Source organism: Streptomyces sp. NPDC044984 (assembly GCF_040646935.1).
In the GTDB taxonomy this organism is placed as follows: Bacteria; Actinomycetota; Actinomycetes; order Streptomycetales; family Streptomycetaceae; genus Streptomyces.
The window spans coordinates 24,309-38,490 of record NZ_JBEZBE010000050.1 but is presented as its reverse complement, the minus strand read 5'-3'; the positions used below and the strand labels follow the sequence as shown (position 1 = coordinate 38,490).

16 protein-coding genes and 1 pseudogene are annotated in these 14,182 nt (G+C 72.9%); 9 read left to right on the top strand and 8 right to left on the bottom strand.

Features of this window, described 5'->3' with window-relative positions; translation table 11 throughout:
* Positions 1–76 precede the first annotated feature (76 nt).
* From AB0A94_RS35130 to AB0A94_RS35120, 3 genes and pseudogenes are all read right to left on the bottom strand, one after another.
* Positions 77–586 (bottom strand): annotated as a pseudogene (locus tag AB0A94_RS35130) (MFS transporter); the annotation flags it as partial.
* Between the two features lie 51 nt (positions 587–637).
* On the bottom strand, positions 638–1,498 hold the full coding sequence (locus tag AB0A94_RS35125) for a transglutaminase-like domain-containing protein (protein ID WP_361750582.1): 861 nt from the start codon (positions 1,496–1,498) through the stop codon (positions 638–640).
* A 17-nt stretch (positions 1,499–1,515) separates the two neighbouring features.
* On the bottom strand, positions 1,516–2,628 hold the full coding sequence (locus tag AB0A94_RS35120; protein WP_361750580.1) for a GNAT family N-acetyltransferase: 1,113 nt from the start codon (positions 2,626–2,628) through the stop codon (positions 1,516–1,518).
* A gap of 140 nt (positions 2,629–2,768) precedes the next feature.
* On the opposite strand from AB0A94_RS35120, the gene fdxA reads away from it, so the two are divergent.
* Positions 2,769–3,086 carry a ferredoxin gene (gene fdxA, locus AB0A94_RS35115; RefSeq protein ID WP_005480604.1) on the top strand — a complete coding sequence of 106 codons (318 nt, stop codon included), beginning with the start codon at positions 2,769–2,771 and terminating at the stop codon, positions 3,084–3,086.
* 116 nt (positions 3,087–3,202) lie between these two features.
* A complete protein-coding gene (locus AB0A94_RS35110) occupies positions 3,203–4,300 on the top strand; it encodes a bifunctional succinyldiaminopimelate transaminase/glutamate-prephenate aminotransferase (protein WP_361750578.1) in 1,098 nt (365 codons plus the stop codon).
* 99 nt (positions 4,301–4,399) lie between these two features.
* On the opposite strand, the gene AB0A94_RS35105 is transcribed toward AB0A94_RS35110, so the two are convergent.
* A complete protein-coding gene (locus AB0A94_RS35105; protein WP_361750576.1) occupies positions 4,400–4,702 on the bottom strand; it encodes an ATP-binding protein in 303 nt (100 codons plus the stop codon).
* 154 nt (positions 4,703–4,856) lie between these two features.
* Positions 4,857–5,831, bottom strand: a complete 975-nt coding sequence (locus tag AB0A94_RS35100) for a heavy metal transporter (protein ID WP_361750574.1) — start codon at positions 5,829–5,831, stop codon at positions 4,857–4,859.
* Positions 5,832–5,915: 84 nt separating this feature from the next.
* On the opposite strand from AB0A94_RS35100, the gene dapE reads away from it, so the two are divergent.
* A complete protein-coding gene (gene dapE / locus AB0A94_RS35095) occupies positions 5,916–6,995 on the top strand; it encodes a succinyl-diaminopimelate desuccinylase (protein ID WP_361750572.1) in 1,080 nt (359 codons plus the stop codon).
* 109 nt (positions 6,996–7,104) lie between these two features.
* The gene (locus AB0A94_RS35090; protein ID WP_361750570.1) at positions 7,105–7,863 is read left to right on the top strand and encodes a TIGR00730 family Rossman fold protein; all 759 of its coding nucleotides are present in this window, start codon (positions 7,105–7,107) and stop codon (positions 7,861–7,863) included.
* A gap of 151 nt (positions 7,864–8,014) precedes the next feature.
* Here the strand turns inward: AB0A94_RS35090 and folP are convergent, their stop codons facing one another.
* On the bottom strand, positions 8,015–8,875 hold the full coding sequence (gene folP, locus AB0A94_RS35085; protein ID WP_361750568.1) for a dihydropteroate synthase: 861 nt from the start codon (positions 8,873–8,875) through the stop codon (positions 8,015–8,017).
* 143 nt (positions 8,876–9,018) lie between these two features.
* Between folP and AB0A94_RS35080 the strand changes: the two genes are divergently transcribed.
* Complete coding sequence (locus AB0A94_RS35080; protein ID WP_361750588.1) at positions 9,019–9,375, top strand: DivIVA domain-containing protein; 357 nt, start codon at positions 9,019–9,021, stop codon at positions 9,373–9,375.
* A gap of 14 nt (positions 9,376–9,389) precedes the next feature.
* Positions 9,390–9,998: a DNA-3-methyladenine glycosylase I gene (locus AB0A94_RS35075; protein WP_361750566.1), complete on the top strand. Its 609-nt coding sequence runs from the start codon at positions 9,390–9,392 to the stop codon at positions 9,996–9,998.
* Between the two features lie 95 nt (positions 9,999–10,093).
* On the opposite strand, the gene AB0A94_RS35070 is transcribed toward AB0A94_RS35075, so the two are convergent.
* Positions 10,094–10,897: an enoyl-CoA hydratase-related protein gene (locus AB0A94_RS35070; RefSeq protein ID WP_361750564.1), complete on the bottom strand. Its 804-nt coding sequence runs from the start codon at positions 10,895–10,897 to the stop codon at positions 10,094–10,096.
* Positions 10,898–11,276: 379 nt separating this feature from the next.
* On the opposite strand from AB0A94_RS35070, the gene AB0A94_RS35065 reads away from it, so the two are divergent.
* The gene (locus AB0A94_RS35065) at positions 11,277–11,444 is read left to right on the top strand and encodes a DUF3117 domain-containing protein (RefSeq protein ID WP_003966491.1); all 168 of its coding nucleotides are present in this window, start codon (positions 11,277–11,279) and stop codon (positions 11,442–11,444) included.
* A gap of 100 nt (positions 11,445–11,544) precedes the next feature.
* On the opposite strand, the gene AB0A94_RS35060 is transcribed toward AB0A94_RS35065, so the two are convergent.
* Entirely contained in the window at positions 11,545–12,243 is a 699-nt protein-coding gene (locus AB0A94_RS35060; RefSeq protein ID WP_361750586.1) for an O-methyltransferase, read from the bottom strand.
* 276 nt (positions 12,244–12,519) lie between these two features.
* On the opposite strand from AB0A94_RS35060, the gene sigE reads away from it, so the two are divergent.
* Together sigE and AB0A94_RS35050 are read left to right on the top strand one after the other, a co-directional pair.
* Positions 12,520–13,179: an RNA polymerase sigma factor SigE gene (gene sigE / locus AB0A94_RS35055; RefSeq protein WP_361750562.1), complete on the top strand. Its 660-nt coding sequence runs from the start codon at positions 12,520–12,522 to the stop codon at positions 13,177–13,179.
* Positions 13,176–14,132, top strand: coding sequence for a zf-HC2 domain-containing protein (locus tag AB0A94_RS35050; protein WP_361750560.1), 957 nt, complete (start codon positions 13,176–13,178; stop codon positions 14,130–14,132). The genes sigE and AB0A94_RS35050 overlap by 4 nt, the downstream gene beginning before the upstream one ends.
* Positions 14,133–14,182 lie beyond the last annotated feature (50 nt).

The window sequence follows — 14,182 nt, the reverse complement described above, 5'->3', positions numbered from 1 at the left end:
GTGCCGGTCTCCGCACACACGGGAGCGGTGCCGCACGGATCCGTGCGGCACCGCTCTTCTGTCCGGTGTGCTCCGGTGTTCCGGCGGAGGTCCAGCCCCAGGTCTCGCCCTTGACGACGCCGAAGACGAGCGCGAGCAGACCCGCGGCGGGCAGGACGACGCCGGCGATGTCGAAGCGCTGGTCCCCGGCGGAGTTCCTGGACTCGGCGAGGACCGTCGCGCTGAACACCAGGGTGACGACACCGATCGGCGCGTTGATGTAGAAGACCCACGTCCAGTCGACGTGCTCGACGAGCAGGCCGCCGGTGATCGGGCCCAGCGAGGTCGAGACGGCCGAGACCACGCCCCGGATGCCGACCGCGAGCCCGAACCTCCCCGGGGGGAACACGGCGCGCAGGATGCCCAGGGTGTTGGGCATGAGGATGCCGCGGCACAGGCCCTGCAGGGCACGGAAGAGGATGACGCCCTCGATGCCGCCGGCCAGGCCGATGGCGACCGAGGTGACGACGAATCCGCCGACGCCGACGAGGTGGTACAGGCGTCGGCCGAACCGGTCGCCGAGCTTGCCGCCGAGGATCATCGAGGCGCCCCCGCGAGCGCAGGGCTGCGCGAACCCCCCGGCCCCCACCGACGGACGTCAGTTCAGCAGCGCCCGTGCCGCACGGGCCTCCCTCCGCACCTGCTCCCCGGCCGCCTCGTCCACCGCGGCGACCACCTCCGCGTACGCCTCCAGCTCCCCGGCGCCCGCCAGGAACTCCCCCCGCTGCACCAGCAACCGCGCCCGCTCGTACCGCAGCCGCGCCGCATGCGACGGAAGCAGCAGCGACAGCTCCACCGCCCACAGCCCCACACCCGACTGCTCGGGCCGCGCCGCCGCCCACGCCCGCACGTTGTTCAGAACGCGCAGGACGACGTCCAACACCCCGGCGGGCGTCAGCATCGACGCGTCCAGCGCCGCCCCCGTCGCCCCCGCCACCAGCAGCTCCGCGTCGGCCCCGGTCAGCACCCGCCCTCCGTCGAACGGATCGGCCAGCACCTGCCCCGCCCCCGCCCCCGGCTCCCCGAATCCGACGACGAAGTGCCCCGGCAGCGCGACCCCGTACACCGGCGCCCCCGCCCGCCGGGCCACCTCCATCCACACCACCGACAGCAGGATCGGCAGCCCGCGCCGCCGCCGCAGCACCTCGTGCAGCAGCGACGACTCCAGCCGCCGGTAGTCGTCCGGAACGCCGTGGAAGCCGTACCGCCCGCCCAGCAGTTCCCGCAGCGCCAGCGCCCACGCGTGCGGCGAACCGGGCCGGTAGGGCAGCTCACCGGCCAGCCGGTCCAGCTCCACCTCCACGGCGTCCATGCCCGCCTCGTCCAGCGCGCCGTCCGCCTCCGCGCCGATCAGCAGGCACAGCGTGGACAGGTCCGGCCGCTCGCAGCGGGCCTCCTCGGCGAACCGCCGGCGCAGTTCCGCGGAGCGCTCGGGCGACGGGGGATGCGGAGGGCGCATACCCGGTTCGTGCCCGCTCACGGTGCTCCGTCACCCGCCGGAGCCGACGATTCCGGCGCGCGGTAGTGGTGGTACGCGTGGTGCGCGGCGAAGCCCATACCGGCGTACAGCGCCCGCGCCCCCGCGTTGTCGTCCTCGACCTGGAGCCAGGCGGCCGAGGCGCCCTCGTCCAGCGCCCGCCGGGCCAGCGCGGCCATCACGGCGGTCGCCAGCCCGCGCCGCCGCCGTGCCGGATCCACCTCGACCGCCGCGAAGCCGGCCCACCGCCCGTCCACGACACACCGCCCGATGGCGGCCGGCGCGTCCGTGCCGACGCCCGGCACCGTGGCGAACCACACCGACGCCCCGCTCCCCAGCACCCGCAGGGCCACCTCGCCCACCCCCTTGCGCTGATACCGGGCCAGCCACGCCTCGTCGGCCTCCCGCGACAGCACGACCCCGGACGGCTCCCCGCCCAGGTCGGCGACCGGCGCCAGCGGACCCACCCACAGCTCGGCGGTCACCTCCCGGACCCAGCCCCGCCGCTCCAGCTCCGCGCAGAGCAGCTCCTGCGTCCCCTCGGCACCGGTCGCGGTCTGCACGTACGCGGGCAGCCCGCGCACCGCGTACCAGCGGCGCACGGCCGTCAGCGCCTCGTCGAGCGGCACGCCCGGGTCACCGAGCGGCAGCACGGAGTTGGCCCGTCGGGTGAATCCCACCCGTCGCCCGGCCACCGCCCCCCATGGACGCTCCCCCGGAGCCGAATGCCCGGGGGGATCCCCATCGCGCGGCACCTCCCCGACTGCCGCCCGCAGCTCCCACTCGCCGAGCCGCTCGCTCTCCACGGGCCGCCACGCCCGCGCGGAGACCCGCGCCAGCTCCTCGTACGAGGCCGCGGGACCGCGCCGACGCGCCGGGGCGGAGGGCACGACCTTGCCCGCGACCAGCGCGGACTCCGCGATGCGGACACTTTCCCCGCTCTTCCTTGTGATCCGCAGCACACCGTTGTCCCATGATGTGAGAACACCGACCGTGTCGGTGAACCTCTCACCCGGGGGACCATGTTCGATCAAGCTCCGTACGGAGACCCGTTTCCCCACGTCAGCAGTGGTGATACGGACCTCGAGGCGCCCGGCGGCAGAGATTTCCACAGGTCAGTTCACCCCTCCTGTTCGGATCATGCCCAAGAACGGAGATACTAGGGGCGGGCATCGACGACGCCGCGCTCCCGCGCGCCAGGCGGCGGAGCCTGAGGAGGCCCGCCAGCGCCCTATCGAGGAGGAACGACAGCGTGACCTACGTCATCGCGCAGCCTTGTGTCGACGTGAAGGACAAGGCGTGCATCGAGGAGTGCCCGGTCGACTGCATCTACGAGGGCCAGCGGTCCTTGTACATCCACCCGGACGAATGCGTCGACTGTGGTGCCTGTGAGCCGGTCTGCCCGGTCGAGGCGATCTTCTACGAGGACGACACTCCGGAGGAGTGGAAGGACTACTACAAGGCGAACGTCGAGTTCTTCGACGAGCTCGGCTCGCCCGGCGGCGCCAGCAAGCTCGGCCTGATCGAGCGGGACCACCCGTTCGTCGCCGCGCTGCCGCCGCAGGCGTAGCCGTCCCGCGAAAGCGGCCCCGCATCGACGTGCCGCCTCGGTCCCGTACGGCCCGATCCTCCCGATCGCCGTACGGGACCGAGGCGTTTGCCGGACCAGAAAGTGAGCCCGTACCCGTGTCCGCAGTCTCCGACCGGCTGCCCACCTTCCCCTGGGACAAGCTGGAGCCCTACAAGAAGACGGCCGCCGCGCACCCCGACGGCATCGTCGACCTCTCGGTCGGCACCCCCGTCGACCCGGTGCCCGAGCCGATCCAGAAGGCCCTGATCGCCGCGGCGGACTCCCCGGGCTATCCCACGGTCTGGGGCACCCCGGAGCTGCGCGACGCGCTCACCCGCTGGGTGGAGCGCCGGCTGGGCGCCCGCGGGGTCACCCACCACCACGTCCTGCCGGTCGTCGGCTCCAAGGAACTGGTCGCCTGGCTCCCCACCCAGCTCGGCCTCGGCCCCGGCGACAAGGTGGCCTTCCCGCGCCTGGCCTACCCGACGTACGAGGTCGGCGCCCGCCTCGCCCGCGCCGGGTACGAGGTCTACGACGATCCGACCGAGCTGGACCCGGCGGGCCTGAAGCTGCTCTGGCTGAACTCCCCGTCCAACCCGACGGGCCGGGTGCTGTCCAAGGCGGAGCTGACCCGGATCGTCGCCTGGGCCCGCGAGCACGGCGTCCTCGTCCTCTCCGACGAGTGCTACATCGAGCTGGGCTGGGAGGCCGACCCGGTCTCGGTGCTGCACCCCGACGTCAACGGCGGGTCGTACGACGGCATCGTCTCGGTCCACTCCCTCTCCAAGCGGTCCAACCTCGCCGGTTACCGCGCCGCGTTCCTGGCCGGTGACCCGGCGGTCCTCGGTCCGCTGCTGCAGATCCGCAAGCACGGCGGGATGATGACCTCCGCGCCGACCCAGGCGGCCGTGGTGGCGGCCCTGGGCGACGACGAGCACGTCCGCGTCCAGCGGGAGCGCTACGCGGCCCGCCGCACCGCCCTGCGCGAGGCCCTCCTCGCCCACGGCTTCCGCATCGAGCACAGCGAGGCCAGCCTCTACCTGTGGGCCACCCGGGACGAGTCCTGCTGGACCACGGTCGCCCACCTCGCCGAGCGGGGCATCCTGGTCGCCCCCGGCGACTTCTACGGCCCGGCGGGCGAGAACTTCGTCCGCGTGGCCCTGACCGCGACGGACGAACGCGTCCGCGCGGCAGTGACCCGACTCGCCGTCTGACCCGGCTGCGACCACCGCCGGGCCGGACACGCGAACGACGGGGCCCGGGAGATCCCCGGACCCCGTCGCCGTGACAGAAGCCGGCCGCAGGCCGACACCTCAGCCGACCGGCAGGTCCTTCACGGGCGCGTCCTTGGTGAGGGACTTGGCGGCCTTCTTCACGGTCTTACCGGTGGCCGGCGCCACCTTGTCGGCGCCACCCGTGGTCTTCGTGACGTCCTTCGTCACGTCGTCCACGGCGCTGCCGGCGGCCCCGTCGACAGCGGTCAGTCCGCCGAGGTTCTGGGCGGCCGGCAGCTCCGGAGCCGCACTGGCGGAACCGGCCGCACCGACCCCGGCAGCCGCTCCCGCAGCGACGAGCAGCGCGGCACGGGCGATCCGACGGGTCAGGGGGAGGGACATGGTGCTCCTTCGACGGGAGAGAACGATGACGCCGTGACTACCGCTCGACCGCCGGGAAGGTTGCGGCGGGGCAACGCAAAGAGTTGGCAATGCGTCGCATTATCGGCCGCACGTGACGCCTACGGGTGACCCCCCGCACGCCTGCGCGGTCGGGCTACGGCACGGTCGTGAGGGTCACGACGTCCGCGCCGTCGGCCGAGCCCTCCGCGTTCTTGCCGTCCGTCGTCCGCCACCGGCTGTCGGTGTTCCCGGCCGTCCACTCCCGTCCCGCGTACGACACCCGCTTCACGCGCAGCTCGGAGGCGTTGGCCACGGCCCAGTGCGCCAGCTGCCAGCCGCGTGCCCCGGTGTCGGCACCCTCCTCGGCCGTGACCGGAAGCCGCACGGTCCCCTCGTCGGGGTCGCCGTGGTCCGCCGGAGCGCTCGCCGGAGCCGAGGGCGCCGCCCCCACCTCGGCACCGGCCGGCTCCAGGGTGTCCCGCCCGAAGTCCCGGGCCAGCGCGGCACGCACCGCGTCCGCACCCGCCGCCCGTGTCGCCGCCGGACGGCCCTCGCAGGTCAGCGTCGCCGCAGAGCGCCCGGTGAGGGCGGCGGCCAGCAGCGCGGCGTCCGGCTCGTGCTTGGCGTACGCCTGCGGGAAGCCGCTGCGCTGCACCCGCTGCGCGGCGACGGTGAGCGGCAGCCGGGTGTAGCCCGGCACCTCCTCCAGGTGCTCGTAGAACTTCCCCGCCGCGTACACCGGGTCCATGATCTCCTCCGGCGTGCCCCAGCCCTGCGAGGGACGCTGCTGGAACAGGCCCAGCGAGTCACGGTCGCCGTGGTCGATGTTGCGCAGCGCCGACTCCTGCAGCGCGGTCGCCAGCGCGATCGTCACCGCCCGCTCGGGCAGCTCGCGCGCGGTGCCCACGGCGGTGATCGTCGCCGCGTTCACCGCCTGCTCGGGCGTGAACTCGTACGTCGCCCCGTCGCCCTTGCCGGACACGACCTTGCAGCCCGGGTCACCCGCGCTCCCGGCGTCGTACCGCACCACGACGTATCCGGCGACCGCGGACAGCACCGCGAGGCCCGCACTCCAGCGGAGGAAACGGCCGCGACGCGTGCGCTTTGAAGGAAGAGACGGCTCTGGCACGCGTACAAGGTACTGGAGAGTACGGTTCCATGTGAGTCAGGTGCGGACAGTGGTTTGGACTCCCGGCGCGCTAGGGTCGACCGCATGGCCGACACCCCGCTTGACCTCACGCTGGACGCCGCGCGCCTGACCGCGCAGCTCGTCGACTTCCCCTCCGTCAGCGGCACCGAGAAGCCGCTCGCGGACGCGATCGAGGACGCGCTGCGCGCCCTGCCGCACCTCACGGTCGACCGGTACGGCAACAACGTCGTGGCCCGTACGCGGCTGGGGCGCCCGGAGCGGGTGATCCTCGCCGGCCACATCGACACGGTCCCGATCGCGGACAACGTCCCCTCCCGGCTCGACGACGACGGCACGCTGTGGGGCTGCGGCACCTGCGACATGAAGTCCGGCGTGGCCGTCCAGCTGCGCATCGCGGCCACGGTCCCCGCCCCCAACCGCGACCTGACCTTCGTCTTCTACGACAACGAGGAGGTCGCCGCCGACCTCAACGGCCTGAAGCACGTGGCCGAGGCGCACCCCGAGTGGCTGGAGGGCGACTTCGCGGTGCTCCTCGAACCCTCCGACGGACAGGTGGAGGGCGGCTGCCAGGGCACGCTGCGGGTGCTGCTGAGGACCACCGGTGAGCGCGCCCACTCCGCGCGGAGCTGGATGGGCTCCAACGCGATCCACGCCGCCGCCCCGATCCTCGCCCGGCTGGCCGCCTACGAACCGCGCTACCCGGTGATCGACGGACTGGAGTACCGCGAGGGCCTGAACGCGGTCGGCATCTCCGGGGGAGTGGCCGGCAACGTCATCCCCGACGAATGCGTCGTCTCCGTGAACTTCCGCTACGCCCCCGACCGCAGCGAGGAGGAGGCCCTCGCCCATGTCCGCGAGGTCTTCGCGGACTGCGGAGTGACGGACTTCGTCGTCGACGACCACAGCGGCGCGGCGCTGCCCGGCCTGTCCCACCCGGCCGCGGCGGCCTTCATCGAGGCGGTGGGCGGCACCCCGCAGCCCAAGTACGGCTGGACGGACGTCTCCCGCTTCTCGTCGCTGGGCATCCCGGCGGTCAACTACGGTCCCGGCAACCCCCACTTGGCGCACAAGCGGGACGAGCGCGTGGACACCGCGAAGATCCTCGCGGGGGAGGAGCGGCTGCGGTCCTGGCTGACGGCGTGACGCGCACGGGGTTTGCGGCGCTGCGTGCCGGACATGCTCAGGTCCCTCGGACGTAACCCGCGTAGATCTACGCTGAGGTGGAACGACTGGCACGACGGAGGGAGCGCACATGGCTACCGGCAACCCCGAGGGGAAGCAGCAGCCGCCGGAGGAGAAGCGCCTGGGGCCGGTCCTCCGCCGGCGGGACCAGGTGCAGGCGAGCACCACCGACCAGCGGCTGCTGGACGAGCGTGCTCCGTCCGACTGGGTCCACACCGACCCCTGGCGGGTGCTGCGCATCCAGTCGGAGTTCATCGAGGGCTTCGGCACGCTCGCCGAGCTCCCGCCCGCCATCAGCGTCTTCGGCTCGGCGCGCACACCGGTGGACTCCCCGGAGTACGAGGCCGGCGTCCGGCTCGGCCGGGGCCTGGTCGAGGCGGGCTTCGCGGTGATCACCGGTGGCGGTCCGGGAGCCATGGAGGCGGCCAACAAGGGCGCGTGCGACGCGAAGGGCGTCTCGGTCGGCCTGGGCATCGAACTGCCCTTCGAGCAGGGGCTCAACCCCTACGTCGACATCGGCCTGAACTTCCGGTACTTCTTCGTCCGCAAGATGATGTTCGTCAAGTACGCCCAGGGCTTCGTGGTCCTGCCCGGCGGCCTCGGCACCCTGGACGAACTCTTCGAGGCCCTGACCCTCGTCCAGACCCAGAAGGTCACCCGCTTCCCCATCGTCCTGTTCGGCACGGACTACTGGGGCGGCCTGGTCGACTGGCTCCGCCACACGGTCATCGCCCAGGGCAAGGCGGCGGAGAAGGACCTCCTGCTGTTCCACGTCACGGACGACGTGGACGAGGCGGTGGCCCTGGTCTCGAAGGAGGCGGGCCGCTAGAGGCCGGCGGAAGGGCACTTCGAGGGCGCCTTTCCGACTCCGGAGTCGGGCGGTGGGTGGGCAAAGGCAGGGGGATCCGGGGGGCAGAGCCCCCCGGGGACGGGACGGGACGGGACGGGAAGGGAAGGGGCGGCGGGGGCGAAAAAAGCCCCTACGCCAGCCCCCTCCGAGCGACAGCCGGCTCCCGCTCCCCGGCAATCGCCGACACCATGTCCAACACCTGCCGGGTCTCGGCCACCTCGTGCACCCGGTACACCTGCGCCCCCAGCCACGCCGACACCGCCGTCGTCGCCAGCGTCCCCACCACCCGCTCCTTCACGGGCCGGTCCAGCGTCTCGCCGACGAAATCCTTGTTGGACAGCGAAACGAGCACCGGCCACCCGGTGGAGACCATCTCCCCCAGCCGCCGGGTCGCCTCGAGACTGTGCCGCGTGTTCTTCCCGAAGTCGTGCCCGGGATCGATCATCACCGACTCCCGCGGCACCCCCAGCGAGACCGCCCGCTCCGCCAGCCCCACGGTCACCTCGAGGATGTCGGCCATGACGTCGTCGTACGTCACCCGGTGCGGCCGCGTCCGCGGCTGGGCACCGCCCGCGTGGGTGCACACCAGCCCCGCGCCGTACCGCGCGGCGACCTCCGCGAGCCGCGGGTCGACCCCGCCCCACGCGTCGTTCAGCACGTCCGCGCCCGCCTCGCACACGGCCTCGCCGACCTCGTGCCGCCAGGTGTCCACGCTGATCACGACGTCCGGGAAGCGCCGCCGCACCTCGGCGACGAAGCCGACCGTCCGCCGCGCCTCCTCCTCGGCCGTGACCTCCTCGCCCGGCCCGGCCTTCACCCCGCCGATGTCGATGATTGCGGCGCCCTCCGCCACCGCCTGCTCCACCCGCATGAGCGCCGGCTCGTCGCGGAACGTGGCGCCCTGGTCGTAGAAGGAGTCCGGGGTCCGGTTCACGATCGCCATGATGACCCGCTCGTGCGGTGCGAATTCCCGCCTGCCCAGCCTGAGCATCCCCTGTGACCTCTTCCTCGTACGATCCCGTCCCGGGCCGCCTCACGAACGCCCGGCGGCCCCGACTGTCAGACTCGCATGGCACGATCGGAGCCACACATCCGACTCCGACTCATCCGACCGTGGGGGCCCCGGCGATGGTTATGTTCCTGTTCCTGGTCGTCGCGCTCGCCGTCGTGGTGGCCGCGGTGACCCTCGCCGTGGTGGGCGGCGGTGACAACGGCCCGCTGCCCGAGGCGGCCCCCGAGCGTCTGCGGGACACCCTGCCGCCCGACCGGCCGGTCGACCGCGCGGACGTGGACGGCCTGCGCTTCCCGCTCGCCGTCCGCGGCTACCGCATGGCCGACGTGGACGACGCCCTCGGCCGCCTCGGCGCGGAGCTCTCCGAGCGCGACGCCCGGATCGCCGACCTGGAGTCCGCGCTGGCCGGCGCCCGCGCCGCCGCGGCCCACCTCTCCATGGACAAGCCCGCCCCGCACCACGAGGACGAGCAGCAGTGAGCGAGGAGGCAGCGGTGAGCGAGGAAGCGGTCGTCAGCGAGCAGGCAGCCGCCCCCGCCGGCCCGGACGGCCTTCCGCGCTGCCCCTGGGCCCTGTCCACCCCGGACTACGTGGCGTACCACGACGAGGAGTGGGGCCGCCCGGTCCACGGCGACGACGCCCTCTTCGAGCGCCTCAGCCTGGAGGCGTTCCAGTCCGGTCTGTCCTGGATCACCATCCTGCGGCGCCGCCCCGGCTTCCGCGCCGCCTTCGCCGACTTCAAGATCGCCACGGTCGCGGAGTTCACCGACACCGACCGCGAGCGGCTGCTGGCCGACACGGGCATCATCCGCAACCGCGCCAAGATCGACGCGACCCTCGCCAACGCGCGCGAACTGGCCGGATGGGCGCCCGGCGACCTGGACGCCCTGATCTGGTCCCACGCCCCCGACCCGGCCGGCCGGCCGGCACCGCGGACCCTCGCCGACGTCCCCGCGGTGACCCCGGAGTCGACGGCCCTGTCCAAGGCCCTGAAGAAGCGGGGCCTGCGCTTCGTCGGCCCGACCACGGCGTACGCCCTGATGCAGGCCTGCGGGCTGGTGAACGACCACCTGGAGACGTGCGTGGCGAGAAGCGCCTTTTAAAAGGGGTGCGGGGCTGTATCGATGTGCGGCTCCGCCGCGTGGGCGCGATCGACCACAGCGGACCCGCGGCCCCCGACGGCGCTGTGGCCCCGAGCTCAGCGGCCCGAGTACTTCGGCTTCTCCTTGTTCACGAACGCCCGCACCGCGATCGCGTGGTCCTCCGAGGAGCCCGCCCGGGTCTGGAGCTCGTCCTCCTTCTCCAGGGCCTCCGCCAGCGAGTGGCTCAGCCCGTACGCCACGGACTCCTTCAGCGCCGCGTACGCCACCGTCGGACCCTCGGCCAGCGCCCGCGCCACCTTCTCCGCCTCCGCGCGCAGCTCCGCCGCCGGGACCAGCCGGTTGGCGATGCCCAGCTCGTACGCCTCCTGCGCGGAGACGCTGCGCGGGAAGAGCAGCAGGTCGGTGGCGCGCCCGGGGCCGATCACACGGGGCAGCGTCCAGGAGATCCCGGAGTCCGCGGTCAGCGCGACCCCGGCGAACGAGGTGTTGAACGCCGCGGTGTCCGCGACGATCCGGTAGTCCGCGGCCAGCGCGAAGCCGAAGCCGGCGCCCGCCGCGACCCCGTTCACCGCCGCGACCACCGGCTTCGCGGCCCCGGCGATCGCCTTCACGATCGGGTTGTAGTGCTCGCGCACCGTGCTCATCGTCTGCCCCGAACCGGTCTCCCGGTCCTCGATCAGCAGCCCGATGTGCTCCTTGAGGTCCTGCCCGACGCAGAACGCCCTGTCCCCGGCCGCGGTCAGCAGCACGGCCCGTACGGCGTCGTCGTCCGCGGCGGTCCGTACCGCGTCCCGGAGGGCGACCTTCGCCTCGACGTTCAGCGCGTTCATCGCCTCCGGGCGGTTGAGCGTGATCGTCGCGAGCCCGTCGCTCACCTCGTAGAGCACGGTGTCGGCCATGGTGTGTCCCTCCGTGTGGCGGCTCGGGACCTACCGGCCGGTACGCCCCGTCTGCCAGACAGCATGACGGAGATCACCGACCATGGTGGACGGCCGACGTGTGACCTGCGTCAAACAATTCCTGTTCGTTTCCGATCGCCGGGACTGCGTGCGGCGGTGCAGTATCGCAGCCACATCGCCGAATTGAGTGGTTTTGCTCGCGCGCGTTGCCCAAGCGATGCCGACCGATGTTGGTCATCGGGTCCCGCCATGCGGGATAATGGCCTGGAAGCAATGTGTTCGATGCCGGTGGCGTGTGTCCTGCTTCAAGGACCGCAGGTGCCCTTCAGTGGGCCGTCGGCTCAGACGGTTTAGCTGGGTTTCAGGAAGGGGAACGAGCATGGCGGCCATGAAGCCGCGGACGGGCGACGGCCCGCTCGAGGTGACCAAGGAGGGGCGGGGCATCGTCATGCGCGTTCCGCTCGAAGGCGGCGGTCGGCTCGTCGTCGAGCTGACCCCGGACGAGGCCGACGCGCTCGGCGACGCCCTCAAGAAGGTCGTCGGCTGACGCGCAAGCGACCATACCCTTTCAGCCGCCCCGGCGCCGCACGCGGTGCCGGGGCGGCTGTTTCGCGTCCGGGCGGAGGGGAGCGGACCGCGTCCGCCGGTCACCGCCTGACGACGCAGAGGAGCCCGTCCCCCACCGGCAGCAGCGACGACACCAGTTCCGTGCTCTCGCGCACGGTCCGCACCAGCTCCCGCAGCCGCAGCACCTCCGTGGGCTGCGGTCCGGAGTCCACCGTGCGTCCGTTCGCGAAGACCCCTTCGAAGGCGACCAGGCCTCCCGGGCGCAGCAGACGCAACGATTCGGCCAGATAGTCCTGGTACTCCTGCCGGTCGCCGTCGCAGAAGACCAGGTCGTAGCCGGCGTCCGCGAGACGGGGCAGGACGTCCAGCGCGCGACCGGGGATGAACCGGGCCCGGTTCCCGGCGAAACCGGCGTCGCGGAAGGCCTGCCGGGCGGACTGCTGGTGCTCCGGCTCCTGGTCGACCGTGGTCAGCACCCCGTCCGGCCGCATCCCGTGCAGCAGATGGATCCCGGAGACCCCGCAGCCGGTGCCGATCTCCGCGACCGCCTTGGCGTCCACGCTGGCGGCGAGCAACCGCAGTGCCGCGCCCGTGCCGGGCGACACCGAGCGCAGCCCTGCGACACGGGCCCGCTCCCGGGCCCAGTGCAGCGCCTCGTCCTCGGCGACATAGGCGTCGGCGAACGCCCAGCTCGTCTGCCGGTTGGCGGTAATGACCCTCTCCTGTCCCCGTGGATGCCTGGGCGTGACTGTATCCGTTGGCGTCGGGAACCCGCAGATGGGACCGGTCGTTTAAAGGGATGTGCAAGTGGCGTGTGCCGTGACGGGGGGCAGGGAGTGGACGAGGGCGCCGAGCAAGTGCTGACGCAGCCGTACGAGCCGTGGCAGCCCAGATCAAATTCTCGTAAAACCGCTTATCCGGAGCTAACGGGCGAGGTGGCTATGGTAGGGGCTCCACTGGACACCACCAGAGCCGACAGGGGAGGTGCGGCTGCGCCTGTGGATCGCGGAGGAGTGCTGCGGCGCTTCCTCGGATCGGCAGGCAGGCCGAAATCCGTGAACGACACCGCTGCTGACCACGACCGCGCCGGCGACCCGGCCCAGACCGCGACTTTCTCCACCGACGCGGACGGGCAGGCGTGGACTCCGCCCACCTGGGAGGAGATCGTCAGCATGCACAGCGGCCGGGTCTACCGGCTCGCCTACCGTCTCACCGGCAACCAGCACGACGCCGAGGACCTCACCCAGGAGGTCTTCGTCCGCGTCTTCCGCTCCCTGTCGACGTACACGCCGGGCACCTTCGAGGGCTGGCTGCACCGCATCACCACCAACCTCTTCCTGGACATGGTCCGCCGCAAGCAGCGCATCCGCTTCGACGCGCTGGGCGAGGACGCGGCCGAGCGGCTGCCCAGCAAGGAGCCCACGCCGCAGCAGGTGTTCAACGACGCCCACTTCGACGCGGACGTCCAGCAGGCCCTCGACACCCTCGCCCCCGAGTTCCGCGCCGCCGTCGTCCTGTGCGACATCGAAGGCCTGTCGTACGAGGAGATCGCGGCCACCCTGGGCGTCAAGCTCGGCACCGTCCGGTCCCGGATCCACCGCGGCCGTTCCCAGCTGCGCAAGGCCCTCGCGCACCGCTCGCCCAAGGCGCGCACGGAGCGCCGCTCCTTCGTGCCGCGTGTTCCCGCACTGGGAGGAGGAGGCGCGAGCGCGTGAGCGGTTCACAGCCGAAGTCTTCCGAGGGACACCTCGCAGAGCAGCACCTGGGAGACCGACTCTCCGCCCTGGTGGACGGAGAGCTCGGTCATGACGCGCGCGAGCGCGTACTGGCACACGTCGCCACCTGCGCGAAGTGCAGGGCGGAGGTGGACGCGCAGCGCCGTCTGAAGAACGTGTTCGCCCAGGCGGCGCCCCCGCCGCCCTCCGAGAGCTTCCTGGCCCGCCTCCAAGGGCTGCCGGCCGGGGGCGACCTCGGTGACGGCGGCTCGCCGCTGGGCGGCGGAGGAATGCCGGGCGGTACGCCGGGGCGGTTCGGCGGGGGTTCCGGGGTCTTCGGGGCCAGGCGGAGCGAGCGCTTCGAGTTCGCCTACGTGCCCGTCCGGCGGCAGGAGCCGGCGCTGCCGGCCGTCGCGGGCGGCCGGGACTTCGCCCTCCACGACGTCAGCCGCCACGAGACCGACCGGCCGTCCTCCCGCGGGCTGCGGTTCGCGTTCGTCGCCGCCGGGGCGGTGTCGCTGGCCGCGATCGCGCTCGGCGGAGTCACCACGAGCACGCCCACCGACACGGAGGCGCGCGGTGCGGGCAAGGGCAGCAACGTCACGCCGATGCGCACGCAGGGCGCGGGCACGGCGATGCCCGAGTCCCAGCGGCGCCGCGGCGTGGGACCGCTGCTGGGCCAGCTGACGGGCCAGAGCGCGGCGGCGAAGACCCCGGCCGCCCCGACCGCGGTCTCCGCGCCGCTGCTGCCCGGGGTCCCGGCGCCGACGGAGCGCCACCCCGTGCCGGGCACACCGATGACGGGCGGCGCGACGACCCTGTCCCCGCTGATACGACCGCTCACCTCGACCCCGCCGCTCACCCTGACCACGTGGGCCGTCTCCGCCGGGCTCAAGGAACCCGGCCTCGCCACCGCCGGCACGACACCGGTCCCCACGCCGACGTCCCGCTGAACCGTCCAGTGCGCAGGGGCGCGCGAACCTGATTGAATCCAGGGGGCGCG

What these genes read in the sequence shown, in the direction of transcription:
- AB0A94_RS35125 (WP_361750582.1), bottom strand. Translation starts at nt 1,498, where the DNA reads ATGCGCCCTCCGCATCCCCCGTCGCCCGAGCGCTCCGCGGAACTGCGC.
- AB0A94_RS35105 (WP_361750576.1), bottom strand. Translation starts at nt 4,702, where the DNA reads ATGTCCCTCCCCCTGACCCGTCGGATCGCCCGTGCCGCGCTGCTCGTC.
- dapE (WP_361750572.1), top strand. Translation starts at nt 5,916, where the DNA reads ATGGCCGACACCCCGCTTGACCTCACGCTGGACGCCGCGCGCCTGACC.
- AB0A94_RS35090 (WP_361750570.1), top strand. Translation starts at nt 7,105, where the DNA reads ATGGCTACCGGCAACCCCGAGGGGAAGCAGCAGCCGCCGGAGGAGAAG.
- folP (WP_361750568.1), bottom strand. Translation starts at nt 8,875, where the DNA reads ATGCTCAGGCTGGGCAGGCGGGAATTCGCACCGCACGAGCGGGTCATC.
- AB0A94_RS35080 (WP_361750588.1), top strand. Translation starts at nt 9,019, where the DNA reads ATGTTCCTGTTCCTGGTCGTCGCGCTCGCCGTCGTGGTGGCCGCGGTG.
- AB0A94_RS35070 (WP_361750564.1), bottom strand. Translation starts at nt 10,897, where the DNA reads ATGGCCGACACCGTGCTCTACGAGGTGAGCGACGGGCTCGCGACGATC.
- AB0A94_RS35065 (WP_003966491.1), top strand. Translation starts at nt 11,277, where the DNA reads ATGGCGGCCATGAAGCCGCGGACGGGCGACGGCCCGCTCGAGGTGACC.